Annotated in this window: 21 protein-coding genes; 13 read left to right on the top strand and 8 right to left on the bottom strand. The window is 33.8% G+C overall.

What is annotated here, in order from left to right; genetic code table 11:
- Positions 1 to 93: 93 nt before the first annotated feature.
- A complete protein-coding gene (locus JX000_RS01980; protein ID WP_206140820.1) occupies positions 94 to 693 on the bottom strand; it encodes a YdeI/OmpD-associated family protein in 600 nt (199 codons plus the stop codon).
- Positions 694 to 870: 177 nt separating this feature from the next.
- Between JX000_RS01980 and JX000_RS01975 the strand changes: the two genes are divergently transcribed.
- Together JX000_RS01975 and JX000_RS01970 are read left to right on the top strand one after the other, a co-directional pair.
- The gene (locus JX000_RS01975; protein WP_002450384.1) at positions 871 to 2,583 is read left to right on the top strand and encodes an APC family permease; all 1,713 of its coding nucleotides are present in this window, start codon (positions 871 to 873) and stop codon (positions 2,581 to 2,583) included.
- 129 nt (positions 2,584 to 2,712) lie between these two features.
- Positions 2,713 to 4,077: a carboxylesterase family protein gene (locus JX000_RS01970; RefSeq protein ID WP_185291334.1), complete on the top strand. Its 1,365-nt coding sequence runs from the start codon at positions 2,713 to 2,715 to the stop codon at positions 4,075 to 4,077.
- 63 nt (positions 4,078 to 4,140) lie between these two features.
- On the opposite strand, the gene JX000_RS01965 is transcribed toward JX000_RS01970, so the two are convergent.
- Positions 4,141 to 5,316 (bottom strand): MFS transporter, encoded by a 1,176-nt coding sequence (locus tag JX000_RS01965; RefSeq protein WP_206140819.1) that lies wholly within the window; start codon positions 5,314 to 5,316, stop codon positions 4,141 to 4,143.
- Between the two features lie 734 nt (positions 5,317 to 6,050).
- Between JX000_RS01965 and JX000_RS01960 the strand changes: the two genes are divergently transcribed.
- Positions 6,051 to 6,728 carry a response regulator transcription factor gene (locus tag JX000_RS01960; protein ID WP_002450388.1) on the top strand — a complete coding sequence of 226 codons (678 nt, stop codon included), beginning with the start codon at positions 6,051 to 6,053 and terminating at the stop codon, positions 6,726 to 6,728.
- Positions 6,721 to 8,190, top strand: a complete 1,470-nt coding sequence (locus JX000_RS01955; RefSeq protein ID WP_002450389.1) for a HAMP domain-containing sensor histidine kinase — start codon at positions 6,721 to 6,723, stop codon at positions 8,188 to 8,190. Before JX000_RS01960 ends, JX000_RS01955 begins: the two co-directional genes overlap by 8 nt.
- 61 nt (positions 8,191 to 8,251) lie before the next feature.
- On the opposite strand, the gene JX000_RS01950 is transcribed toward JX000_RS01955, so the two are convergent.
- The 4 genes from JX000_RS01950 to lnsB form a co-directional block, all read right to left on the bottom strand.
- A complete protein-coding gene (locus JX000_RS01950) occupies positions 8,252 to 9,025 on the bottom strand; it encodes an ABC transporter permease (protein WP_206140818.1) in 774 nt (257 codons plus the stop codon).
- Positions 9,018 to 9,680 carry an ABC transporter ATP-binding protein gene (locus JX000_RS01945; RefSeq protein WP_002450391.1) on the bottom strand — a complete coding sequence of 221 codons (663 nt, stop codon included), beginning with the start codon at positions 9,678 to 9,680 and terminating at the stop codon, positions 9,018 to 9,020. The genes JX000_RS01950 and JX000_RS01945 overlap by 8 nt, the downstream gene beginning before the upstream one ends.
- A 147-nt stretch (positions 9,681 to 9,827) precedes the next feature.
- On the bottom strand, positions 9,828 to 10,616 hold the full coding sequence (locus JX000_RS01940; protein ID WP_002450392.1) for a CPBP family intramembrane glutamic endopeptidase: 789 nt from the start codon (positions 10,614 to 10,616) through the stop codon (positions 9,828 to 9,830).
- A 30-nt stretch (positions 10,617 to 10,646) separates the two neighbouring features.
- The gene (gene lnsB / locus JX000_RS01935) at positions 10,647 to 11,399 is read right to left on the bottom strand and encodes a CPBP family lipoprotein N-acylation protein LnsB (RefSeq protein WP_002450393.1); all 753 of its coding nucleotides are present in this window, start codon (positions 11,397 to 11,399) and stop codon (positions 10,647 to 10,649) included.
- Between the two features lie 207 nt (positions 11,400 to 11,606).
- Between lnsB and JX000_RS01930 the strand changes: the two genes are divergently transcribed.
- The 4 genes from JX000_RS01930 (at position 11,607) to arsC (ending at position 15,315) form a co-directional block, all read left to right on the top strand.
- Entirely contained in the window at positions 11,607 to 13,184 is a 1,578-nt protein-coding gene (locus JX000_RS01930) for an FMN-binding glutamate synthase family protein (protein WP_206140817.1), read from the top strand.
- Between the two features lie 110 nt (positions 13,185 to 13,294).
- Entirely contained in the window at positions 13,295 to 13,615 is a 321-nt protein-coding gene (locus tag JX000_RS01925) for an ArsR/SmtB family transcription factor (protein ID WP_002450395.1), read from the top strand.
- Complete coding sequence (arsB, locus tag JX000_RS01920) at positions 13,609 to 14,901, top strand: arsenite efflux transporter membrane subunit ArsB (RefSeq protein ID WP_002450396.1); 1,293 nt, start codon at positions 13,609 to 13,611, stop codon at positions 14,899 to 14,901. Before JX000_RS01925 ends, arsB begins: the two co-directional genes overlap by 7 nt.
- 15 nt (positions 14,902 to 14,916) lie before the next feature.
- Positions 14,917 to 15,315 (top strand): arsenate reductase (thioredoxin), encoded by a 399-nt coding sequence (arsC, locus tag JX000_RS01915; RefSeq protein WP_107546615.1) that lies wholly within the window; start codon positions 14,917 to 14,919, stop codon positions 15,313 to 15,315.
- 59 nt (positions 15,316 to 15,374) lie between these two features.
- Here the strand turns inward: arsC and JX000_RS01910 are convergent, their stop codons facing one another.
- Positions 15,375 to 15,842: a YehR family lipoprotein gene (locus tag JX000_RS01910; protein ID WP_124227973.1), complete on the bottom strand. Its 468-nt coding sequence runs from the start codon at positions 15,840 to 15,842 to the stop codon at positions 15,375 to 15,377.
- Positions 15,843 to 16,001: 159 nt separating this feature from the next.
- Between JX000_RS01910 and JX000_RS01905 the strand changes: the two genes are divergently transcribed.
- Both JX000_RS01905 and JX000_RS01900 read left to right on the top strand, forming a co-directional pair.
- Positions 16,002 to 17,078 (top strand): M42 family metallopeptidase, encoded by a 1,077-nt coding sequence (locus JX000_RS01905; RefSeq protein ID WP_206140816.1) that lies wholly within the window; start codon positions 16,002 to 16,004, stop codon positions 17,076 to 17,078.
- Positions 17,079 to 17,102: 24 nt separating this feature from the next.
- Entirely contained in the window at positions 17,103 to 17,273 is a 171-nt protein-coding gene (locus JX000_RS01900) for a hypothetical protein (protein ID WP_002450400.1), read from the top strand.
- Between the two features lie 60 nt (positions 17,274 to 17,333).
- Here the strand turns inward: JX000_RS01900 and JX000_RS01895 are convergent, their stop codons facing one another.
- Entirely contained in the window at positions 17,334 to 18,152 is an 819-nt protein-coding gene (locus JX000_RS01895; protein WP_075778558.1) for an SDR family oxidoreductase, read from the bottom strand.
- Positions 18,153 to 18,408: 256 nt separating this feature from the next.
- Between JX000_RS01895 and JX000_RS01890 the strand changes: the two genes are divergently transcribed.
- From JX000_RS01890 to JX000_RS01880, 3 genes are all read left to right on the top strand, one after another.
- The gene (locus JX000_RS01890) at positions 18,409 to 19,947 is read left to right on the top strand and encodes an AbgT family transporter (RefSeq protein WP_206140815.1); all 1,539 of its coding nucleotides are present in this window, start codon (positions 18,409 to 18,411) and stop codon (positions 19,945 to 19,947) included.
- 227 nt (positions 19,948 to 20,174) lie between these two features.
- Positions 20,175 to 21,707 (top strand): exopolyphosphatase, encoded by a 1,533-nt coding sequence (gene ppx, locus JX000_RS01885; protein ID WP_002450403.1) that lies wholly within the window; start codon positions 20,175 to 20,177, stop codon positions 21,705 to 21,707.
- A 61-nt stretch (positions 21,708 to 21,768) separates the two neighbouring features.
- Positions 21,769 to 23,934, top strand: a complete 2,166-nt coding sequence (locus JX000_RS01880; protein WP_002450404.1) for an RNA degradosome polyphosphate kinase — start codon at positions 21,769 to 21,771, stop codon at positions 23,932 to 23,934.
- The last annotated feature ends 32 nt before the right edge of the window (positions 23,935 to 23,966 follow it).

Here is a 23,966-nt window from a genome sequence, read left to right as displayed (position 1 = left end):
GTTTAAAGTACACATTAGCTGTGGCTAATGCGTAAGAACCACTACATCATAAATGATTAGTGGTTCTTTATTATTTCTGTCCACTCCCTCTTGCTATTTATCATGCATATCTTTTCCTTCTAAGATGTGATTAATATATTTGTCCACTCTTTTTTGTCTGGTATCTGCACGTTTGGCATCACCAATATGATGCAAGTATTGACGTTGTCTTCCAGGTGTTAATTGATCGAACGCTTTTTTTAATTCTGGCATCGCATCGAATTGTTGTTGTAATTCCTCTGGCACCTCAAAATCTTCTGTTTTCTTTAATTCAACTTGTTTACCAGGCTTTTCAATGTCAATAGCTTGTGTCACATAATCAACAATTTCTGCTTTACGTGATTGAATTTCCTCTAAAGTTGTAAATCGTAGCTGTCTTGCAGCTTGTACATTTTTAGTTTGTCTAATTAAAGTATTTTTAGAATCTTCAATAAGTGCACCTTTAAAGAATAAAAGTGCTACATACGTTTTAAAACCATGAATAAGAACCACATTTTTATTATTAATCGTGTAACAAGGGTGCATCCATTTATAATCTTCGTCCAACTCGTCAAAATCCACTATAAGTTCTCTTAAATAATTATATTCTTCTTTCCATTGGCTATCTTTTTTCAAAAATTTTTCTACTTCCAAATTGTTATTTTTCTCTACCATGTCATTGCCCTACTTTCTACTGATTCTGCCATTTATCCACTATTATAAACTAAAATATTAAAAAAACTAATTTTATACATTTAAATAAAAATTACAATATACACATTTGACTAATATTTTAACTAGCGTATAATAATGGCGTAGTATTTTCAGAATATAAAAGAATGAGGAGTCAATATGGCAAATAAAAATGAAACAGAATCGAATAACAGTAAGATTAATCTGCCCCAGTTAGTGTTACTCGGATTAGGGTCATTAATTGGTTCAGGCTGGTTATTTGGTGCTTGGGAAGCATCGTCAATTGCAGGACCAGCAGCTATCATTTCTTGGATTATTGGATTCGTCGTTATAGGAACCATCGCCTATAACTACATTGAAATTGGAACTATGTTCCCACAATCTGGTGGTATGAGTAACTATGCTCAATATACACATGGTTCATTACTCGGATTCATAGCCGCTTGGGCAAACTGGGTATCACTCGTAACAATTATACCTATTGAAGCAGTTTCAGCTGTTCAATATATGAGTTCTTGGCCTTGGGATTGGGCTAAACCGATGGGTAGTTTAATGAAAGATGGTTCAATCAGTACAACAGGTTTAATCGCCGTTTATGCTATTATTATTATCTTCTCTTTATTAAATTACTGGTCAGTTAAATTATTAACTTCATTTACTAGTTTAATTTCTTTCTTCAAACTTGGTGTTCCATTATTAACAATTATTATGTTAATGGTTTCAGGATTTGATACAGGAAATTATGGTCACTCAACTGGCACATTCATGCCGTACGGTAGTGCACCAATCTTCGCAGCAACAACAATGTCAGGTATTATTTTCTCATTTAATGCATTCCAAACAATCATTAATATGGGATCAGAAATTAAAAGCCCTGAAAAGAACATTGCGCGTGGTATTGCTATTTCACTTACAATTAGTGCTGTACTTTATATCGTGTTACAAAGTACATTCATCACTTCTATGCCACAGTCAATGATTCATGAACATGGTTGGAGCGGTATTAACTTCAACTCACCATTTGCTGACATGGCCATTTTATTAGGTTTAAATTGGTTAGCTATTTTACTTTATATTGAAGCCGTAGTGTCACCATTTGGTACTGGTGTATCATTTGTTGCTGTAACTGGTCGTGTATTACGCGCCATGGAGAAAAATGGGCACATTCCTAAATTCTTAGGTAAAATGAATGAAAAATATAAAATTCCTCGTGTTGCAATTGTGTTTAACGCAATCATCAGTATGGTAATGGTTACACTATTCCGTGACTGGGGTACGTTAGCAGCAGTTATTTCAACTGCAACATTAGTTGCTTATCTAACTGGTCCAACTACAGTTATTGCATTACGTAAAATGGGTCCTAAGATGACACGTCCATTTAGAGCTAAAATTTTAAAATTCATGGCCCCATTATCATTCGTTCTTGCGTCACTAGCTATTTATTGGGCAATGTGGCCAACAACAGCAGAAGTTATATTAATCATCATTTTAGGTTTACCAATTTACTTCTTCTATGAATATAAAATGAATTGGAAAAACACTAAAAAACAAATCGGCGGAAGCTTATGGATTATTGTTTATCTCGTCGTACTTTCATTCCTATCATTTATTGGTAGTAAAGAATTCAAAGGTTTAAACTGGATACATTATCCATGGGATTTCTTAGTTATCATCATTGTTGCCCTTATTTTCTATCAATTAGGTGCAATTAGTTCATTCGAAAGTGTCTACTTCAGACGTGCTAAGAAAATGAATAGCAATATGGGTGATAAACTTAAGAAACGTAAACGTCGTGAGAAGCGCGAAAAAATTGCTGAAAAACGACAAGAACAACAAGATAAAGAAGAAAAACGCCAAAACAAAGAACACTAAACTCATAAATCAAATTAAAACTGCTAACGATTATAAACATCGTTAGCAGTTTTTTTATACATATAGCTGACTTTAGTCATTTATTATATAGTGTTATTAAAGATGACTTTGAAAGGACGAATGACTATGGTGGTTAACATAACTTTAAATAACCGTATCGTTAAAGGTATTTATAGTAATGAAAATGATATTGACGCATTCCTTGGTATTCGCTATGCCCATCTCATGCATGGTCGATTTAAACATTCTGAATTGATTACTTCATTGCCTAAATCAATTGACGCAACCTTTATCAATCATATCCCCCCACAACCGTATAACCAACTTGAAGATTTTTTCTCAAGTGATGTTTCCTTTCATTTCAATCAATTTACACAAGATGAAGACTGTCTATATTTAAATATATGGCGACGTCATCACTCTCAGAATAAACACCGACCTGTCATCATCTATTTTTATGGTGGCGGATTTGTCAATGGTCATGGTAGCGCTGAACTATATCAACCTCAATCTGTAGTTAAACAGGAAGATGTGATTGTTGTCACATTTAACTATCGATTAGGCGCTTGGGGATTTTTAGATTGGTCCTTTTTTAAATCAAATTATGATTGTAATAATGGGCTCTCCGATCAAATCAATGCTATCAAATGGGTACACCAACATATTAAAGATTTCGGTGGCGATCCTAATAACATTACACTAATGGGTCAATCTGCAGGGAGTATGAGTATCATGGCTTTGATGCAATTACCAGAGACAGAACCCTATTTCCATAAAGTGATGTTACTAAGTGGTACATTGCGCTTAGACAATCAGAAAATAGGTCATGAAAAAGCGCAAAGATTTAGTGAAATCATAGCGGAACAATATCCTAACTCAACCATAACATCGTTAACTACAGAAAATATCAAGGATATCATGAATTTAGACCAATCCTCTCGTGGTAAGTCCAAAGGTTTAGAATTAATTTATGCACCTATTCAAATATCATCAATGACTATGGATAATCCTAATTTCTCAAAGTCAATCTTTGTTTCTTATACGCAACATGAAGGTGACATTTATATAAAAAATGAATCTCGAAAATTATCACCTGAGCGCTTTGTTAAAGCTATGGCTTTTAATGGTGTAGAAATAGAAGTCAGTGATGCCATTAGTGCGCAACAACAATCTAAATGTATCACTGACTATATATTTCAACAACCCGCACATAATTTTTTGAAAAGCATCAGTCATAATCCCAACAGATGGCTAGCTTCCTTTCAATGGCACCAACCAAACAGTACCAATTATCACTCTGCTTATCACATTTTAGATATGATCTTTTGGTTCGGTCATTTGTACATTTTAAAAGCTAATGGTTTAGATGTCACGACTCACGAACGTGAATTAAGTATGGAAATGATTCACGACCTTGCATACTTTGCAAGATTTAGTAGGATGCCATGGCTGCCATATCAAGTGGGTCATACAACACCACATATTTATGAATAAAAAAGGGAGTGGGACAACGAAATCAATTTTAAGAAAATGTTATTTCTGTCCCACTCCCTTTCATTATGCTTCTTTTTTAGCAAAGTGAATATTCTTTAATGTAAGGGTAACGACTAATCCTAGAAAGCCAATCAATGCACTTGTGTAAGTCACTGCATGTACTGATAGGTGTGATACAACTAAACCACCGATTATGCCACCCATTCCGATCCCTGCGTTTAAGCTAGACATATCCCAACTCATCACCTGGCTTGTATCTCCTTCAACATGTTCAATGAGACCACTCTGTACTGCTGGATTCGTACTCCATTGCATAATATTCCAAACAAATAATCCAATTAATAGCATGATAGTACCGGATAATATGAAATTTAAAACAAGCATCATAACAATAAATATCGTAATAGAGATAATTAACCAACGCTTACTTGTCCATTTATCTGCAAAGATACCTCCCAATGATGTACCTATCACACCTGCAACACCATTAATTAATAGCGCTAGTGATACAAATGACATTTCATGTCCGTTTGATAGTATCAGTGGATTAATATATACAAATGTGACTGAGTTCGCTACTAAAATTAAAAATGTAATTATAATAAATTTAGCTACTTCAGCTGGACGTAACACTTTAGATGTAACCTGATTAGAATGGTCAGCATCTGCATGATTTGCATGACTCAATTCATGTTCTTTAGGTAAATACATTATCATTAGTATACCTACAATGACACTGACAGCGACAATAAATATAAAAGTAAAACGCCAACCTACCCAATCGCCTATTAATGTTCCAATAGGTACACCAAACACGTTGGCACCACTAAATCCTGAATAGACAACACCAATCATCTTACCTCGATTCTTAGGTGAAGTTAACATGGCAGTCAACGCAAGTACCTTAACAATAATGAGTGATGCTGCTGCAGATGACAAAATACGTCCTATCACTAAAATAGTGAAATTAGGCGCTATTGCTATAATTAAATTCCCTATAATAAAAGTTACTAATGTCCAAAGTAATACCGATTTAGCTTTAAAACGTTGCGTCACTTTAACCAGAATCGGTCCACAAATGGCAAATGTTAAAGCATATAACGTAACAAGTTGGCCAATGACGGCTTCAGATACATGTAAATCTTGGCTCATTAAATTCATAATACCTGCTACCATCATCTCGACCATACCAACGATAAACACACTAAAAATGAAAGTAACGATACGCATCATCGACATTTTTCATATCCCCCTTTCATAAATTTTTCAATGTTTATAGCATAAAAAAACAGCTACAAACCCATTTAACTAAGATAAGTAACTGTTTCATTATATAATATTTTTTCATTATTTTGTTTGTCAGGAAATCAAAAGTTTAAAACTTTTCTTCATTAATCACATGGTTAATAAACTCAAGTGCAATGATAATAATAATTGCTCCAAAGACACCCCCATTTACAAAATATGAATTATGTAAGAGTGTCTCCATCCCAAAATCAACATTTAATGTATTTTCTATTAATACCATAATAAATCTAAATATGTTGTATATAAATAATATTAACAATATAAAGGATAGTATATATCCTATAACTTTCATTTCTGACACCCTCTACTATAATTTATTTTGGTATCCTTCTTTTTCTTTCTTTCTTCTACAAAATATAATAATGTAGCACACGTCGAACCACCTAAGATTGTGCTAGGATATTCTAAAATCATACTTAAGAAAGCTATTTGATTGTATATTGCTATACTACGCACAGTATATAAAAATAATGTAGCGATGATAAAAAAGCATGACATTTTAAATACTAATTTCATCAAACCATCTCCTTAACTTATATCTAACTTTATTTTATTTAATCATCATAAATCAGTATTTATTTATAGTTTAAATTTTCCTTAAATCTTAAAAAGATAATAGTTTAACTATTTAAAAAGGATTAAAATGAATCCAAGAGGTGTAAAAAATGAGTAGCCAAATTTTGATTATTGAAGATGATAAAGATATACAAGAATTAATTAAATTATCTTTAACAACTAAAGGACTATCATCTATAGACACTGCAGATGATATAAATGAAGGACAGCGTCTTATTAACCAAAATCATTACCATGTCATACTATTAGATTTAAACTTAAAATCGGAAGATGGTTACGAATTAATGAAATTTGTGGACCTATCACAAACATCCGTTATTGTGGTGACTGCTAAAGAAGAAAATTTGGAGTTATACAGAGGTTTTGAAAAAGGCGTTGTAGATTATATCAAAAAACCTTTCGATCCCATGGAACTATACTATAGAGTATCTCTTCATTTAAAAGACGACTCAAATGATTTTTATCAACTTGGAAATCTAAAGGTCAATTTTAAAAGCGGAGACGTTTTTGTTAATCATAAACCAGTTTCACTTACGGCTAGAGAACTAGATTTACTATATTTTTTTATTAGTAACAAAAATCAAATTCTATCTAAAGAACAAATTTATTCAAAAGTATGGGGCTATGAAACATTCGTAGATGATAATACATTAATGGTTCACATTAGAACATTACGACGTAAAATTGAAGAAAATCCTAATCAACCAAAGTTTATCAAAACAATGCGTGGCAAAGGTTACATATTTAAGGGTGAGAATCATGAATAGACGATTTTTACTAAAATTCTTCAAATATTTAGCTGTATACTTATCTTTGACAATCATCATTGCAATGATAACAGTTACAGCAATAATAAATGTAACGATTAAAGACATTTATAATGATCTAAATAGTATTGAACCAGATTTTTTTATTTTTAACGAACCCATAGATAAACCATCACAACATATCAAAGACTTAGCTAAAAAAGACCATGCCAATATATATTACACGGATAAATATGGTCATATTTTATATCCAAATAAGCTAAAACATAAAAATATTAAACCTATTATCTTAGACAATATTAACTATGCTAATGCTGTCCCAACATATAAAGATGAAAGAACCTATTTCGTTTTTATTTATAAAAATCACAGTAGTATAAATATAGCAAATAAGAATCAAATCCAATCACGCAAACTACTACAAAGTGTGACCACCCATGATTATAATAAGTATGATTACAATTATCATAATAATAAATTAAGTTTTCGACTAAACCATAATAAGCGTCCTATTTTAAATAAAGATCAAATCAATGATGATCCAACAGATAATTTAAAAGAAGTTCCCTTAATACTATTAATCACTATAATTATAGATGTCTTTTTAGCACTGATTACATCTTATTTAGTATCAAAGCGTTTAACAAAACCATTAAGTTATTATATTGACTGGATTAGTAATTTGTCTCACGAAAAATTGCACCAACCAACAACTAAAGGTAATATCAAAAAATATAGTAAGACTTTCCCAGAATTACACACATCTCTATCTACGTTAAATCAACAATTGTTGCAAGATAAAATCTATCAAAATCAGATTCATTATTATAAATCAAAATGGATTTCTCAAATATCTCATGATTTAAAATCTCCACTGACATCTATTTATGGTTATTCTAAAATTATTGAGGTCAATCAATCAAATCAGAAATATGTAGCGCTTATATCTGAAAAAGCTAAGTATATGGAAGAATTAATACAATCATTAAACAAAGACTTTGATAATGAAACAAATCAAATGAAAAATGATAAAGAGAGTTTTCCAATTCAAAGTACTGTTGAAAAATTTGTACAAACACTTGGTTATGAAAACATTGATTTAACCTTCCTATTTGATTATGACGAATTATTTTATGGTAATAAATTATACTTTGAAAGAACTTTGATTAATCTTATTGAAAATAGTATTGAACATAATAATCGTAATCCAAAAATAGATATATTATTCGATAAAATTGAAAATACCCTTTTAATCGACTATAAAGATGATGGTAAAGGCATTTCAAATATTAATGATGATATATTCAAATCAGGTTATAGTACAAAAGAAACTCAAACAGAAAATCATGGTTTAGGATTAACTATAGTTAAAGAAGCTGTTGAATATCATAATGGAACAATTCATATTATTCCTTCTCAAAACGGTGTACACTTTAAAATCAAATTTATTTCCACGATATAAAAATAGCCAATCAATGAAAAGTCGTCTTATCATTGATTGGCTATTTATTTTGTATGTTTCATTAACTTGTCTTGATGTCTGTATTTCTTGCGATTAATTGGTGTCTCGCATTGAAGAATTGGCCGTAACTCATGTATGTGGCAATGAGTGCTGACATAATCGTAGCTGTTGTATGGATGAATACCACTAACAATTGGAATTTAATAGCTTGTAATGGCGGCACCCCACCAATAATCAATCCTGTCATCATACCTGGTATAGAGACAAGCCCATATGTTTTAACGGAATCAATTGTTGGCACGATAGCTAATCTAATACTTTCTCTAATTGATGATTTAGACGCAAGTTTGGGTGTTGCAGCTAACGTTAATTTAGATTCTATTTCGGAAACATCTTGTACAAATGCACGATCTAAATTTTGATAGGCTAAATTAATCGCAATTAAACCATTATTGGCTAACATCCCACCTATTGGTATCACTTCATTAGCTGTAAAATCAATGGCCCCTGTTGCAATCGTACCTGCTAATGGTAATGCCGTACCTACAAATATTGCAACAAATGAAATCCAAAACACATGATGCATTACTGGGGATGCACGTTGAATGGTATTCCAAGATGCATTGATGATAATCACTAACACGCATAAGATGAGTAACCATTTATCATTTATTTTAAAAATATAATGCAGTAAGAAGCCAAGAATGAGCAATTGAATGGTCGCTCTTATCGTTGCTACCACTAAATCTTTAATAATATGTAAGCCTTCCTTATAAGAGATGAGGATAGGGATAAACAATAACAACGCTGTTAAACATAATGCTATATTACTCATGTTGATTCAACTCCTCAATCTTATCAATTTCACCATCAATAATCGTCATTCTCTTTTGAAAATGTCTCATACTTTGGTCATCACTATGTGTAATCCATAAAATGGCAATGCCTTCTTTTGCCATTTTAAAAATAATATCTTCTACGCGTTCTTTATTATGTGTATCTAAAGCACTTGTCGATTCATCTAGTAATAAGACTTCGGGGTCAAACATTAATTGTCGTGCAATCGTGATGCGTTGTTTTTCTCCTCCTGACATATGTTCAGTTTCTGCAGATAAATCATAGTCACCTAGCCCTACTTTTTTTAAAAGGTTAAGGGCTTTATCTTTATCAAATACTTGGTCTCTCGCTTCTGAAGGAAACTTCATATTATCTTCAATCGTTGTACCTATCATCTCACTTTGTTGCATTAAGTAACTTACTTTCATACGAATACTTTCAGGTGCGTAGTCATGATAAGGTTTACCGTTTAAATACAATGTGCCCGATGTAGGTTCAATCAAATGATTAAGTTGCTTTAAAAGTGTGCTCTTTCCACTTCCGGAAGGTCCAATAATCGCTATAGTGTCACCTTTATCCACCTTGAAATTAATATCCTTTAAAATTGTTCGGTGATCCGCTTCATAAGTTAAATGTTCAATTTCTAATAACATGTTACACGCTCCTTTAAATCCCATTACACTACTCATTCCCATTTTACTACGTTAAATAACAATATAATTAATTTTTATGATAATTTAAATTACAAAAAAAGAGAATGTGCTTTTATACACATCCTCTCACTATTTATTTTTAACAATTTATAGAGTAAATAAAATCACTATAAAAGAAATCGCGTTGTTAATCATATGAAGGGCAATCGAAGCTGCTAAATTACGTTTCGTAAGGTGATAAGCAGCCACAAAACCACTTGCCATAATTACATAAGGTCCTAATTCAAATGGAGATTGTGCTTCTGTCACATGTACCCCTGCAAACAATAGAATTGAAACCACATACATCAGGCCATATGTTAGTTTCTTACCTAACTCGTGAATCAATAAATGCCTGAACAATAGTTCCTCTACTATAGGTGTCACAATGACAATATCTAGAAACAGTACCGGCCACATCCATGCAGAAGTAAACATTTTTTCTAACATTTTATTATTTTCTGTATCACTAAACTGATATTTCTCTGGTAAAAATTCAACCATTATACCATACAACATATTCAATAAGTACATGATAACGATAATAATAATTAAAGTTACAATGTATTTTTTAAGGTCCTTCACTCTTTGGATAGCTAGTGGAATGAGTGTCTTTTGATGCATTAAATAAAATAATAATAGGACTAAGCACATACCAACGAAACCAAATACAGTAGCAAAATTAATACCAATCTCATTAACCCTACTATCAGATTTGATTTCCAGTGATATCGCAACGATGGCACCAATCATCATACCAATCATTGGAAATACGAATTGTCCCACAATAAGGTAAGCCACTATCAGCCAAAAATCTCTTTTAACTATCTTCTTAGATGCAAATTCATTTTGTTGTTGATGCGAATCTATGGGTTGTTGTGTAGATTGGTTTTCCATAAATGACTCCTTTTCACTCTAAAATTAGTTTTACATGATTAACATTTTGAATACCATGATGATAAATAACACGCATTGTATACCTGCTTGATAAAGATATGCCGCAGCTAAATTCATACCTGATTTAATATAAATCACTGTTGAACCTAATGCCATTATTAAAAATGGCAACATTTCCCACACACTCATCATATCGTACACATGAACCATAGTCTCAATCATAATAGAAAGTATGATTGTTACAGCGGTAGGCCATTTCTTACTTAATTCATGTATGATGATGTGTTTATAAATAATAACCTCAACCATCGGACGTAAGATAACCATTGATATCATGGTAAAACATAGTGCTGATGGATAATGAAATAATCCCTCAACTCTTCTTTCATATTGTGTTGGCCCTATACCAAACATGTTAAAAAGCCATCTCAATAGGCACATTACTATAACGACGCCGATAATGGTTAACAATATATGTAAGGTCTTGTTTCGAGCATAGTGTAACTGCCTTTTCATGACTTGAGCAATATCAAATTTATGCATCGCGAAAAAGATAAATAATACTAAAAATTGGGCTAATACAAATCCAATACTTAAAGATAAGTTATATAAAAACTGGGCTGGTGGTTTTTGAGTGATCATGGCTGTTAATCCTAGTGTTCCAAACACAATTATGATAGGTACCACCATTTGAAATAATATGTATATCGGTATGATTAAAAAATCTTTTTTCATGATTTGTGGTTGGTTCCATATGTCACGTTGTCTTTGCTGTTGACTCATGTGTCACCTCCTCAATCGTATTCTATCATAATTACTTTATCATTTTATGATTCATATTAATACATTATTTAACTTAACTTTCCTAATATAAATATTTCATAAATTTATACAATTAAAATTCTACAATATAAATTTAACCGGTTTCATTGTAAAACATAAAGAAAAGTGTATCATAGTGTTGGAGTAATGATTAAGGGGGGCATTTTAATGAGTGTACTGACTACAATGCAGTTTATCGTCAACATCATTATTATGATTTTTTTATTGGGGGCATTATTGCTAGGTATCATCTGGCTAATCAAAGATAAAAGACAAACACAACATAGTGTATTAAGAAACTATCCACTATTAGCTCGTATTAGATACCTTTCTGAAAAAATGGGACCAGAACTTAGACAATATTTATTCTCTGGTGATAATGAAGGTAAACCATTCTCTCGTACAGATTATAAAAATATTGTACTAGCAGGAAAATACAATTCAAGAATGACAAGTTTTGGGACAATGTCAGATTATGAAGATGGTTTTTACATACAAAATACTATGTTTCCACTACAAGCGAGTGAATTAAAAGTTGATAATACGACACTACTTTCAACTTTTATTTACCAAATCGAGAATGAACGCTTATTTAGTCGTGATGAACATCGTAAAAGTAAGCAAGTGGATCCATTCTTTTTAACTGATGACAATGCGGTAGTTCTTGGTGAACATCTAGAACATCCTTATAAGATTAAACGTTTAGTTGGCCAATCAGGTATGAGTTACGGTGCTTTAGGTAAAAATGCTATTTCAGCTTTATCTAAAGGTTTATCTAAAGCCGGTACATGGATGAATACAGGTGAAGGTGGTCTATCAGAATATCATCTTAAAGGTGATGGCGATATCATTTTCCAAATTGGGCCAGGGCTATTCGGTGTCAGAGACAAAGCGGGTAATTTCAGTAAAGAACAATTTAAAACAGTGGCTGAACGTAAGAATGTACGTGCTTTCGAGTTAAAATTAGCGCAAGGTGCCAAAACACGTGGTGGACATATGGAAGGAAATAAAGTGAATGAAGAAATCGCTAAAATCCGTAATGTAGAACCATTTAAAACGATTAACTCACCGAACCGCTTCGAATTTATTCATAATGCTACAGACTTGCTCAATTGGGTAGACGAAATACAACAACTAGGCCAAAAGCCAGTTGGATTTAAAATTGTTGTCAGTCGTGTTGAAGACATCGAGACACTAGTCAAAACCATGGTGAAACTAAATAAATATCCAAGTTTCATCACTGTGGATGGTGGCGAAGGTGGTACTGGTGCAACATTCCAAGAGCTTCAAGATGGTGTTGGATTACCTTTACTAACTGCCCTACCTATCGTGTCTGGCATGTTAGAGAAATATGGTGTACGAGATCGTGTGAAAATTTTCGCATCAGGTAAACTGATCACACCAGACAAAATTGCTATTGCTCTTGGTTTAGGTGCCGATTTAGTTAATATCGCGCGTGGCATGATGATTATTGTAGGTTGTATCATGAGTCAACAATGTCATATGAATACATGTCCTGTTGGTGTTGCTACAACAGACCCAAAGAAAGAAAAAGGATTAATTGTTGATGAAAAGCAATACCGAGTAACCAACTATGTCACAAGTTTACATGAAGGTTTATTTAATATTGCTGCAGCTGTAGGCGTATCAAGTCCAACAGAAATCACTGCAGACCATATCATTTACCGAAAATTAGACGGCGGTACACAAACCATCCACGATTACAAATTAAAATTACTATCATAATAAGGTGTACATACAAGGCGATTACTTTACAAGTGGTCGCCTTTTTCTGTGCTTTTATCATAGACACTCATCTATATAGATGATAATCTATATATGTTTTGGAGGTAATTATGTCATATCAACAATTAGCATCTATATTAAAAGTATTATCCGATGAAAATCGATTGGAAATTTTAGATATTTTATCATGTGGTGAACTATGTGCGTATGATTTACTACAACATTTTGAAATTTCCCAACCTACATTAAGTCACCACATGAAAGTTTTAGTTACATATCAATTTGTCACAACTAGAAAGGTAGGCAATAAACGCTTTTATCAATTAAATCATGAATTTTACACACAAATCATTGATAATTTAAACCTTATTAATACAACACATGATCAGTGTGTATGTCAGTCAGTGAAACGAGGTGATCATTCATGTTGACAACCCTTGCTATCGTCATATTCCTTATCACACTCGTCTTTGTAATTTGGCAACCGAAAGGATTAGATATTGGTATTACTGCTGTCATTGGTGCCATCATCGCAATCATTACAGGTGTTGTTAGCCTTTCAGATGTAGTTGAAGTGACTCAAATTGTTTGGAATGCCACACTCACCTTTGTCGCAATTATATTGATATCGTTAATTCTAGACCAAATCGGCTTTTTCGAGTGGGCAGCATTACACATGGTCCGAGCATCTAAAGGTAATGGTCTCATCATGTTTGTTTTAATCATGATTCTTGGTGCGATTGTCGCTGCTTTCTTTGCCAACGACGGTGCTGCATTAATCTTAACCCCTATTGTTTTAGCTATGGTCCGTCATTTAGGATTCAATGAGAAAATGGTCTTTCCATTTATTATTGCAAGCGGGTTTATCGCAGATACGACGTCGCTACCAATGATTATTAGTAATTTGGTTAATATTGTCTCAGCCGATTACTTCGGCATAGGTTTTGGTGAATATATGAGTCGTATGATAATACCTAATCTATTCTCATTAATCGCTAGTATCGTTGTTTTATGGATTTATTTCAGAAAATCAATTCCGAAACGTGTCGATACCACTCATATCAATCATCCATCATCTGCCTTAAAAGATTTACGTCTATTCCGAATCTCATGGATTGTCCTTGTAGTATTGATGATTGGCTATTTCGTAAGTGAATGGCTTCAAATACCTGTTTCATTGATTGCAGGTGCCATTGCCATCATTTTTATTTTACTCGCACGACAATCCAAAGCCGTTCATACGAAACAAGTCATTAAAGGGGCACCATGGAATATTGTTATCTTTTCAATTGGTATGTATCTAGTCGTTTTTGGCTTGAAAAATGCCGGTATCACAACTATATTAGCTGATACACTATCACATATTTCCGTTCATGGTTTATTCGCAAGTATTATGAGTATGGGCTTTATCTCAGCTATTCTCTCTTCAATGATGAACAATATGCCAACTGTCTTAATTGATGCGATTGCGATTGGTCAGTCAGGCGTATCTCATTCACTTAAAGAAGGTATGATCTATAGTAATGTGATTGGTTCAGATCTAGGTCCTAAAATCACACCGATTGGTTCACTAGCGACATTATTATGGTTACATGTATTAGCACAAAAAGGTGTCAAAATTTCATGGGGAACATATTTTAAAACAGGTATTGTGATTACTATTCCAGTCCTATTCTTCACATTACTAGGCTTATATTTAACGTTAATTATTTTTTAATAAGGAGTTCTAAACATGACAAAGAAAATCATTTATTTCATTTGTACTGGCAATTCATGTCGTAGTCAAATGGCTCATGGCTTTGCTGAAAATATTTTAGATTCAAGTTGGGAGGTATATTCAGGCGGTATTGAAACACATGGTGTAAATCCAAAGGCTATCGAAGCTATGAAAGAAGTTAATATCGATATTTCACAACATACATCAGATTTAATACAACAAGATATTCTAAATCGTGCTGACTTAGTCGTTACATTGTGTAGTCATGCTGATCAACACTGTCCTACTATACCACCATCAGTAAAGAAAGAACATTGGGGCTTCGACGACCCAGCCGGTAAAGATTGGTCAGAATTCCAACGTGTTAGAGATGAAATTAAAGTAGCTATCGAAAACTTTAATCAACAACAATAAAACACATAAAATAAAAAGCCAGTACATGCGATAGCAATTGCATGTACTGGCTTTTATTATTAATCGTCATGGTCGGTCATATTACTTTTTTCTTTTAAACCATTACGTTTCATTTGGCTAACTGTTTTATCTAAACTTACTTTATTATTTTTACCTTTGACTGATACAAAGCCTAATTTTTTCTTCAATTGATCGATATCAGCTTTTTCGTAATCGATGTCTATATGTTCCACAGCTTTATCATCTTTGTAATCAATTTTGAATGATACACCTTTGTCACCTTTAAATGCCTTCTCATCTTTCTTTAACATATCTTTGGCTTGTGCTTTATCAATACCTAAATCATCATATTTCAAAGTACCTATTGTAGATTGTTTCAATACTTCGTCACCTTTATATGTAATCGACGTAATAATCTGTTTACCATTAACGTCACCCTCGAACGTTTTCGTTTGCTCTTTACTACAAGCAGCTAGTGTAATCGCACTTAATGCGATAACTACTAGAAGTGAAACTAGTTTTTTCATATGATCGCCTTCTCTCACTTGTTTATTGGGGCAATGGTACCATTACCTGATTTATTATTGATATTAATATACCCTTATTCCTTAAACATTTCCATCAATACATACCATTAAATGTCCTATGTTAAACTATATGTAACTAATGATTGGGAGGATGATGGTATGACTGAGTCTATACAATTACTTAAAGAACTGACTGCTACCAATGGTATTGCAGGTCGAGAAATGCAAGTGAAGTCTATAATGAAACATTATTTATCACCAATAAGTGATGCAATCGTAGAAGATAATTTGGGTGGCATATTCGGTAAAAAGACCGCCACAAATGGTTCTAAATCTATTTTAATATCAGGACATATGGATGAAGTGGGTTTCTTAGTAACTAAAATTGATAAAGATGGTTATTTATCATTTAATCCAATTGGTGGTTGGTGGAACCAAGTCATGCTTTCACAAAAAGTGACTGTCACAACAGATGATGGTAAAGCATTAAGAGGTATTATCGGTTCTAAACCACCACATGTACTATCTCCTGAAGAACGTAAGAAAACCGTAGACATTAAAAATATGTATATCGATATTGGTGTGAATAGTAAGGAAGAAGCTGAGCAAGCCGGCGTGTCAGTTGGCAATATGGTCACACCATACAGTGAATTCGAAACACTAGCGAATGATAAATATATGACTGCTAAGGCATTTGATAATCGTTATGGTTGTGCATTAGCTATCGACGTTCTCAATGAACTAAAAGATGAAACGATAGATATTAACTTATATTCAGGTGCCACAGTACAAGAAGAAGTTGGATTACGTGGTGCGAAAGTGGCTGCACAAACCATTCAACCTGACTTAGCCATTGCAGTAGACGTGGCAGTCGCATTTGATACGCCAGGAATGTCTGGTCAAACAAGTGACAGTTATTTAGGTGGGGGCCCTGTTGTCATTATGATGGATGCTTCAAGTATCGCACACGAAGGATTACGTCAACATGTCAAAGAAGTCGCAAAACAACATCATATTGATGTTCAATGGGATACTACACCTGGTGGCGGTACAGATGCAGGTAGTATTCATGTTGCGAATGAAGGTATTCCTACAATTACATTGGGTGTCGCCCTTCGTTATATGCACTCTAATGTATCGGTCATTCATAAAGATGATTATGATCGTTCAGTACGTCTTGTTGCTGAAATTGTGCGCTCATTAAATGATCATACGTATAACAATATCAAATGGTAAGCTAATCCTTTGGGAGGTGACTTTATGATACTATTTGGCCCATTAAAATGTTCTCATTGTCAACGTGAACTTAAAGAAGATGAGCCTATCTATATTAAAGTTAAAGGAAAAGATCTTCATGGATATACTCACTTAGGCGGTTGGGCCGACCAACAATATAAGTTATGTGAAGCATGTGCAAAGCAACTCAAATAGATTTAAAGCCAAGATGTCACTTATTTCCTGGGACATCTTGGCTTTATTACTTATATATGATTATTTGATTGATTTCTTCCAACTATCATCACTTAACATTTCACCTGGCCATGTATATGCCATCACGCCACCATCAATACGAATCGTTTCACCTGTAATAAATGAACTATCGTCAGACGCTAAGAATGTTACTAATTTACCTACTTCATCTGGTGTACCTAAGCGTCCTAATGGCGTCACCCATTTTTGATTTTCACGGAATGTTTGCCCCGCTTCATCTTGAGCCGTACCAGCTAAATTATCTACTAATGGTGTTTCTATCGTGCCCGGTGCAATGGCATTAGCACGGATATTGTCACGACCATATTCAATAGCAATGGATTTCGTAAAGTTAATCACTGCACCTTTAGCAGCATTATAACCAGAACGATAAAGATCTGCTGCTTGCCCAGAGAATGAAGCCGTATTAATGATTGAACCACCATTATCCATCATTAACGGTAAAAGGAATTTCGTTACTAAGAATGTACCTCTCATATCTACACCCATAATTTTATCAAATACTTCAACTGGGTATTCATGAATACGTCCTGCACCATTATCAACACCCGCATTGTTAAATAATATATCTACATGCCCAAATTCCGATTTAATTTGGTTTGCAAAGGTTTGAACTTGTTGCTCATCAGAAATATCTACTTGAAATGCTGTCGCTTGTCCACCTTGTTGTTTAATATCTTCAACTGTTTGATTTAATTGATCAGAAATGTCTAAAGCCAAGACGTGTGCACCTTCTTGGGCTAATACATTGGCAGAAGCTTGACCAATACCTGTACTTGCACCTGTCACAACTGCTACTTTATTCTCTAAACGTTTCATATAACGTCACTCTCCTCAATATTTTCCTAAAATGAAATCTTAGTATTGTTGTTCCACTTTCATAATAGGACTAAACGCCGTAATGACAATGATAACGCTTTAATTCAAAATAAATACTTCAGATCTTGATCACACATATTGAATTTACATTTACTAACGAATCATATATACTTCTTTTTAAATTTCAGAAAATTCTTATCATTATATGTAATATTTGCTATACTTTTAGATAATTTAACTAAGGAGTGGTTCATGAATGGCAACAAACTCAAAGCAAAAACCATCAATCGTTAGTAAATTTTTAAATGGGGTCGAATGGGTAGGTAATAAATTACCTGATCCAACGGTACTCTTCTTCTTAATGTGTGTCGGACTTGCCATTATTACTTGGTTTGTTTCTCTATTCAATGTTTCCGTCAAACATCCAGGTAACGGCGAAACTATTCATATCAAAAGTATTCTAAGCCATGATGGCTTTGCCATGATTATGAATGATGCTATTAAGAACTTTTCTGAATTCCCTGCCCTTGGGCTTGTACTAGGCGTCATGATTGGTATTGGTGCCGCTGAAAAATCAGGTTATTTCGATAAACTCATGATTTCAGTGGTCAATCGAGCACCAAAGAAGTTAATCGTCCCTACCATCATTTTGATTGGTATCGTTGGTAGTACAGCTGGTGATGCAGCAACGATTATCTTACCACCTTTAGCAGCAATGCTATTTATCAAGATTGGTTATCACCCTATCGCAGGTCTAGCAATGGCGTATGCATCTGCTGTTGGTGGATTTGCTGCCAATTTAGTCGTAGGTATGCAAGATGCGTTAGTCTATTCATTTACAGAACCAGCTACAAGAATTGTATCTGAAAAGATTAAAACCAATGTAGCTATGAACTGGTATTTCATTGCAGCCAGTGTAGTTGTGTTATTACCTACCATTCACTTAGTGACAACAAAGTTAATTATTCCTAGACTTGGTAAGTATGACGATTCAGATGCACACGATGATATGGAAGAGACGTCTTCTCATATCACACCTGTTGAGAAAAAGGCATTATTTTGGGCTAATATGAGTTTCATCGTCTTACTTGTGTTACTCATCATTTGTGCCATTCCAGAGCATAGCTTTTTAAGAAATGCTAAAACAGGCAGTCTACTTGATGATGCACCTTTAATTAATGGTGTCGGTCTCATTATCTTAGTCATCTTCTTAGTACCGGGTGTGATATACGGTGTCTTAAGTCATGAAATTAAAAACACTAAAGATTTAGGACAAATGATTACTGATTCAATGTCATCTATGGGCTCGTTCATTGTCATTGTATTCTTTGCAGCACAACTCCTCGCCTTCCTAGAATGGAGTAACCTTGGTGTAATTACAGCAGTTAAAGGTGCCAAATTACTACAACATCAAAATGGTATTGTACTGATTATTGGTGTCATCTTCCTAAGTGCACTCGTCAATATGCTAGTGGGTAGTGCCTCTGCTAAATGGGGTATTTTAGCACCAATCTTTGTGCCAATGCTTATTTTAGTCGGCTTTCACCCTGCCTTTACTCAGGCTATATATCGAGTAGGCGATTCCATTACTAATCCAATCACACCAATGATGCCTTACCTACCGTTGTTGTTATCTTATGCTCAAAAGTATGATGAAAACATGAAACTCGGCACCCTACTTTCAAGTCTAATGCCATATTCAATCGCCTTAACGATTGTATGGACACTATTCACACTCATTTGGTTCTTACTAGGTATTCCAGTCGGACCCGGTGGACCACTACATGTAAAATAAATAGATTGCATCATCTTTAAGCCACTTCCAACAGACATGGAAGTGGCTTATTTTCAAGTACAATTAAGAAAGAAAACATGTTGAACTTAGACAATCTTTTTTGATTTACAAAAAGATGAAATTTTCTTAGAAAAATACCTTAAAATTCTTTTCATTTTATATAACTCATGTAAAATGAAATTAAATAGGGGTATGACAATTGTTCCCATAAAACATAGGAGGCAGTGATGGAAGAACGTATTGGTTTAATAGATATTGGTTCAAATACCATTCGTCTTGTTATTTTTGGATTTGATAAAGACACAGGTCTAAACGAAATCCTTAATATTAAGACGCCCGCACGTCTAAGTCAGTATTTAACTAAAGATAACGATATGAATGACGAAGGGATTCAAGTACTTACAGACGCGTTAAGTAGCTTTAATAAAGTAGCAACGACATTTAAAGTAGACGAATTACATCCAATTGCAACTGCAGCAATTCGTCAATCAAATAATCAACAAGATATTATCAAAAAAGTAAAAAAAGACACAGGTGTAGAGATTAAAATCGTTCCTGAAGAGGATGAAGCATTTTACGGCTATTATGCCATTTCACATACAACTGATATTGAAGATGGTGTCTCAGTTGATATTGGTGGCGGATCTACAGAGGTCACTTTATTTAAAGATAAAAAATTAAAGGCTGCACACAGTTTTCCATTTGGTGTTGTATCGCTCAAACGTCAATTCTTTGGTGACAAAGATCATAATGATAAATCAGCGATTAAAAGTATGGAGAAATTCTTATCAGAGCAATTCGGTCAACTTGACTGGCTTAATGATCAAGATGTCGCACTTGTTGGTGTAGGTGGCTCAGCACGAAATGTAGCTCGAATACACCAGTCAGAGCATTCTTATCCTATTGGTGGTGTTCATAACTACACGATGTCAGATAGAGATATCGAAGAAGTATATGACTTAATTCGTAAAAGTTCAAGAGACGACTTAACTAACCTAGACGGATTAAGTCGCGACCGTGTAGACATTATCTTACCTGCCGTTTCAGTCTTTAAAACACTATATAAGAAAGTGGATGCGACTCAGTTTACTTTCTCAAGAAAAGGTATTCGTGAAGGTTATGTAATGAATCTCATTCGTCAACGTTATCCAGAAGAATTTTCAAAAGATAATGTAAGACAAGATGCTTTACGCCATTTAGCAAACGAATATCACATTGAAGCAAGCAGTGCTAATCGTCGTCTTAAACTAGCAGAATCACTATTATCGCAACTATTAAAACGTTCAGATTTGAAATTAAGCGACAAAGATAAAGAGCTCTTCGTTGAAGGTGCCTATCTTTATTATTTAGGTAGTTTTATCGATTCTGATTCAAGTTCACCACATACCTACTATCTAATTGCTAACTCAATGATCAACGGCTTTTCACATAAAGATCGTGTTAAGTTAGCATTACTTGCAAGTTTTAAAAATAAATCACTACTTAAGTTCTACTGCAAAGAAACACATTGGTTCGGTAGTAAAGAGACCGAAACGATTCAAGCCTTAGGTGGTATTATCAAATTTGTGAATGCACTCAATATTTCTCATACAAGCTTTGTTGAAGAAGTTGAACTCAAAGCGAAGAAAGACGATAAATATGAGCTTCACGTGTTCTACAAAGGGGAACCCATCGCCGAAGAATATCAAGCAAATCGTCAAAAAAAACATATTGAAAAGATATTAAAAGGTAAAGTCACGATCGTCTTTACAAAATCTTAATAATTGTATGGTACTTTTAAACTACATGAGTATATAAAAAACGATGAGGTGTTTTAAGCGTATGCAAACTCAATTGGGAGAAAAGGATATTAATTTACCGCAATACTATAACAACCGGGAGTTAAGTTGGTTAGACTTTAACTATAGAGTTTTAGAAGAAGCCTATGATTTTAGTAATCCACTACTCGAGAAATTAAATTTCGTATCAATTTTTAGTTCGAATTTAGACGAATTTTTCATGGTGCGTGTTGCAGGACTTAAAGATCAGGTCAAAATGGGCTATGATAAACCTGAAAACAAAGCACAAATGACACCTCAAGAGCAATTAGAAGCTATAAAAAAGAAAAATACAGAGTACGTTAACATTCAATACAATCGCTACAATGAATTAATTGAAGAGTTACGTAACTATGAAATTGAAATGGCTCAACCTGAGGACTTATCAGAATCACTATTAAATAGACTAGATCATGAATTTAAAACGAAAATTTTACCTACATTAACGCCATTAGGTATAGATGCCTATCATCCATTTCCAAAATTGAATAATAAAAGTTTAAATATCTTTGTAGATATCGATACAGAAGATGCAATTAATTCAGCAATTGTTCAGATTCCATCATTAATACCTAGATTTTTAACTTTAAACGAGGGGTATAAGCAATATGTGTTAATGGTAGAAGATGTTGTTACATTCTTTATTAATCAACTGTTCGTTGGTTACGAAGTATTAAATACATTTGCTTTCCGAATCACAAGAAATGCAGATTTAACCATTCACGAAGACGGTGCAGAAGACTTATTAATTGAAATCGAACGCTTCTTAAAAGAACGTAAAAGTGGCTCAGCCGTACGTTTAGAAGTGGATGGTCGTACTGCTGTACGTGAAGATATTGGTTGGATTATGGATCAACTTGAAGTTAAAGATGACGACGTCTATTTTGTAGACGGTCCTTTAGATTTAACTTTCTTATTTGGTTTAGTTGATCACTTATCTCATAAGTTAAGTTATTTAACTTACGATAAATACACACCACAAGTGCCTCGTTCACTTGGCTATAACAACATTTATCAATTAGCTTTGGAACGTGACATTTTCTTCCACCATCCATATGAATCATTCGAACCTATTGTCGATTTTATTAGAGAAGCTGCCGAAGATCCAAATACCATTGCAATCAAACAAACGTTATATCGTGTAAGTAAAGATTCCCCTATTATCAAGAGCTTGAAAGAAGCTGCCGAAAAAGGTAAACAAGTAACGGTCCTTGTCGAATTAAAAGCACGTTTCGACGAAGAAAATAACGTTCATTGGGCACGTATGTTAGAAGATGCGGGTTGTCACGTCATTTACGGTATGACACACCTGAAAACACATAGTAAAATCGCACTAGTCGTGAAGAAAATAGCTGGTGAATTAACATCATTTGTACATCTTGGTACAGGAAACTATAACGACAAAACTGCTAAATTGTATACAGATATGGGTATTATTACGACAAATAACGAAATTGCTGAAGATGCGATTAACTTCTTTAATTATTTAAGTGGCTATTCAGTTAAACCACAATATAACAAGTTGATTGTGGCACCGTTTGATATACGAGATGTCTTTATTGATCGCATTGATAAAGAGATTAGTAGTCACTTAGAACATGGTAATGGGAAAATCATGATGAAGATGAACTCATTAACAGATAAAGCAATTATTGAAAAATTATTTGAAGCATCACAAGCTGGTGTAAAAATCCAATTAATTATTCGTGGTATTTGTTGTTTAAAACCAGGCATCCCTGGTATCAGTGAAAATATTGAAGTTGTAAGTATTGTTGGTAGATTACTTGAACATTCTCGAATTTATTACTTCCATAATAATGGAGACGAACGTATCTACCTATCATCAGCCGATGTAATGACACGTAATATGATCAAACGTGTAGAAATCTTATTCCCTGTAGAAGATAAAAACATTGCCGCACGTTTATTAGACTTTATGAACTTACAACTATCTGATAACCAAAAAGGTCGTTATCAAGATCAATATGGTAATTATCATTATATCGAAAACAATTCGTCACCTTTAAATTCTCAAGCCTACTTGATGCAAGTTGCACTTAAATATGGTCAAGAATTAAAACGACAAAGCGCGCAACCATCCGGACGTGCCGTGCGTTCTAAACGAGGTGGCAGTTGGGTTAGTCGCTTACGCGATACGCTCAAACGTTAATTTAATCAATCAAGGGCTGGAACGTTGTCGTT

It is taken from the genome of Staphylococcus sp. SB1-57, from assembly GCF_017086425.1.
GTDB classification, from domain to species: domain Bacteria; phylum Bacillota; class Bacilli; order Staphylococcales; family Staphylococcaceae; genus Staphylococcus; species Staphylococcus warneri_A.
The sequence above is the reverse complement of the archived record's forward strand: the minus strand, read 5'-3'. Positions and strand labels throughout refer to the sequence as shown.

What these genes read in the sequence shown, in the direction of transcription:
- JX000_RS01910 (WP_124227973.1), bottom strand. Translation starts at nt 15,842, where the DNA reads ATGAAAAAACTAGTTTCACTTCTAGTAGTTATCGCATTAAGTGCGATT.
- JX000_RS01965 (WP_206140819.1), bottom strand. Translation starts at nt 5,316, where the DNA reads ATGTCGATGATGCGTATCGTTACTTTCATTTTTAGTGTGTTTATCGTT.
- JX000_RS01925 (WP_002450395.1), top strand. Translation starts at nt 13,295, where the DNA reads ATGTCATATCAACAATTAGCATCTATATTAAAAGTATTATCCGATGAA.
- JX000_RS01880 (WP_002450404.1), top strand. Translation starts at nt 21,769, where the DNA reads ATGCAAACTCAATTGGGAGAAAAGGATATTAATTTACCGCAATACTAT.
- JX000_RS01895 (WP_075778558.1), bottom strand. Translation starts at nt 18,152, where the DNA reads ATGAAACGTTTAGAGAATAAAGTAGCAGTTGTGACAGGTGCAAGTACA.
- JX000_RS01980 (WP_206140820.1), bottom strand. Translation starts at nt 693, where the DNA reads ATGGTAGAGAAAAATAACAATTTGGAAGTAGAAAAATTTTTGAAAAAA.
- JX000_RS01890 (WP_206140815.1), top strand. Translation starts at nt 18,409, where the DNA reads ATGGCAACAAACTCAAAGCAAAAACCATCAATCGTTAGTAAATTTTTA.
- JX000_RS01950 (WP_206140818.1), bottom strand. Translation starts at nt 9,025, where the DNA reads ATGAGTAATATAGCATTATGTTTAACAGCGTTGTTATTGTTTATCCCT.
- JX000_RS01960 (WP_002450388.1), top strand. Translation starts at nt 6,051, where the DNA reads ATGAGTAGCCAAATTTTGATTATTGAAGATGATAAAGATATACAAGAA.
- JX000_RS01955 (WP_002450389.1), top strand. Translation starts at nt 6,721, where the DNA reads ATGAATAGACGATTTTTACTAAAATTCTTCAAATATTTAGCTGTATAC.
- JX000_RS01905 (WP_206140816.1), top strand. Translation starts at nt 16,002, where the DNA reads ATGACTGAGTCTATACAATTACTTAAAGAACTGACTGCTACCAATGGT.
- JX000_RS01930 (WP_206140817.1), top strand. Translation starts at nt 11,607, where the DNA reads ATGAGTGTACTGACTACAATGCAGTTTATCGTCAACATCATTATTATG.
- JX000_RS01900 (WP_002450400.1), top strand. Translation starts at nt 17,103, where the DNA reads ATGATACTATTTGGCCCATTAAAATGTTCTCATTGTCAACGTGAACTT.
- arsC (WP_107546615.1), top strand. Translation starts at nt 14,917, where the DNA reads ATGACAAAGAAAATCATTTATTTCATTTGTACTGGCAATTCATGTCGT.
- JX000_RS01940 (WP_002450392.1), bottom strand. Translation starts at nt 10,616, where the DNA reads ATGGAAAACCAATCTACACAACAACCCATAGATTCGCATCAACAACAA.
- JX000_RS01945 (WP_002450391.1), bottom strand. Translation starts at nt 9,680, where the DNA reads ATGTTATTAGAAATTGAACATTTAACTTATGAAGCGGATCACCGAACA.
- ppx (WP_002450403.1), top strand. Translation starts at nt 20,175, where the DNA reads ATGGAAGAACGTATTGGTTTAATAGATATTGGTTCAAATACCATTCGT.
- JX000_RS01975 (WP_002450384.1), top strand. Translation starts at nt 871, where the DNA reads ATGGCAAATAAAAATGAAACAGAATCGAATAACAGTAAGATTAATCTG.
- arsB (WP_002450396.1), top strand. Translation starts at nt 13,609, where the DNA reads ATGTTGACAACCCTTGCTATCGTCATATTCCTTATCACACTCGTCTTT.
- lnsB (WP_002450393.1), bottom strand. Translation starts at nt 11,399, where the DNA reads ATGAGTCAACAGCAAAGACAACGTGACATATGGAACCAACCACAAATC.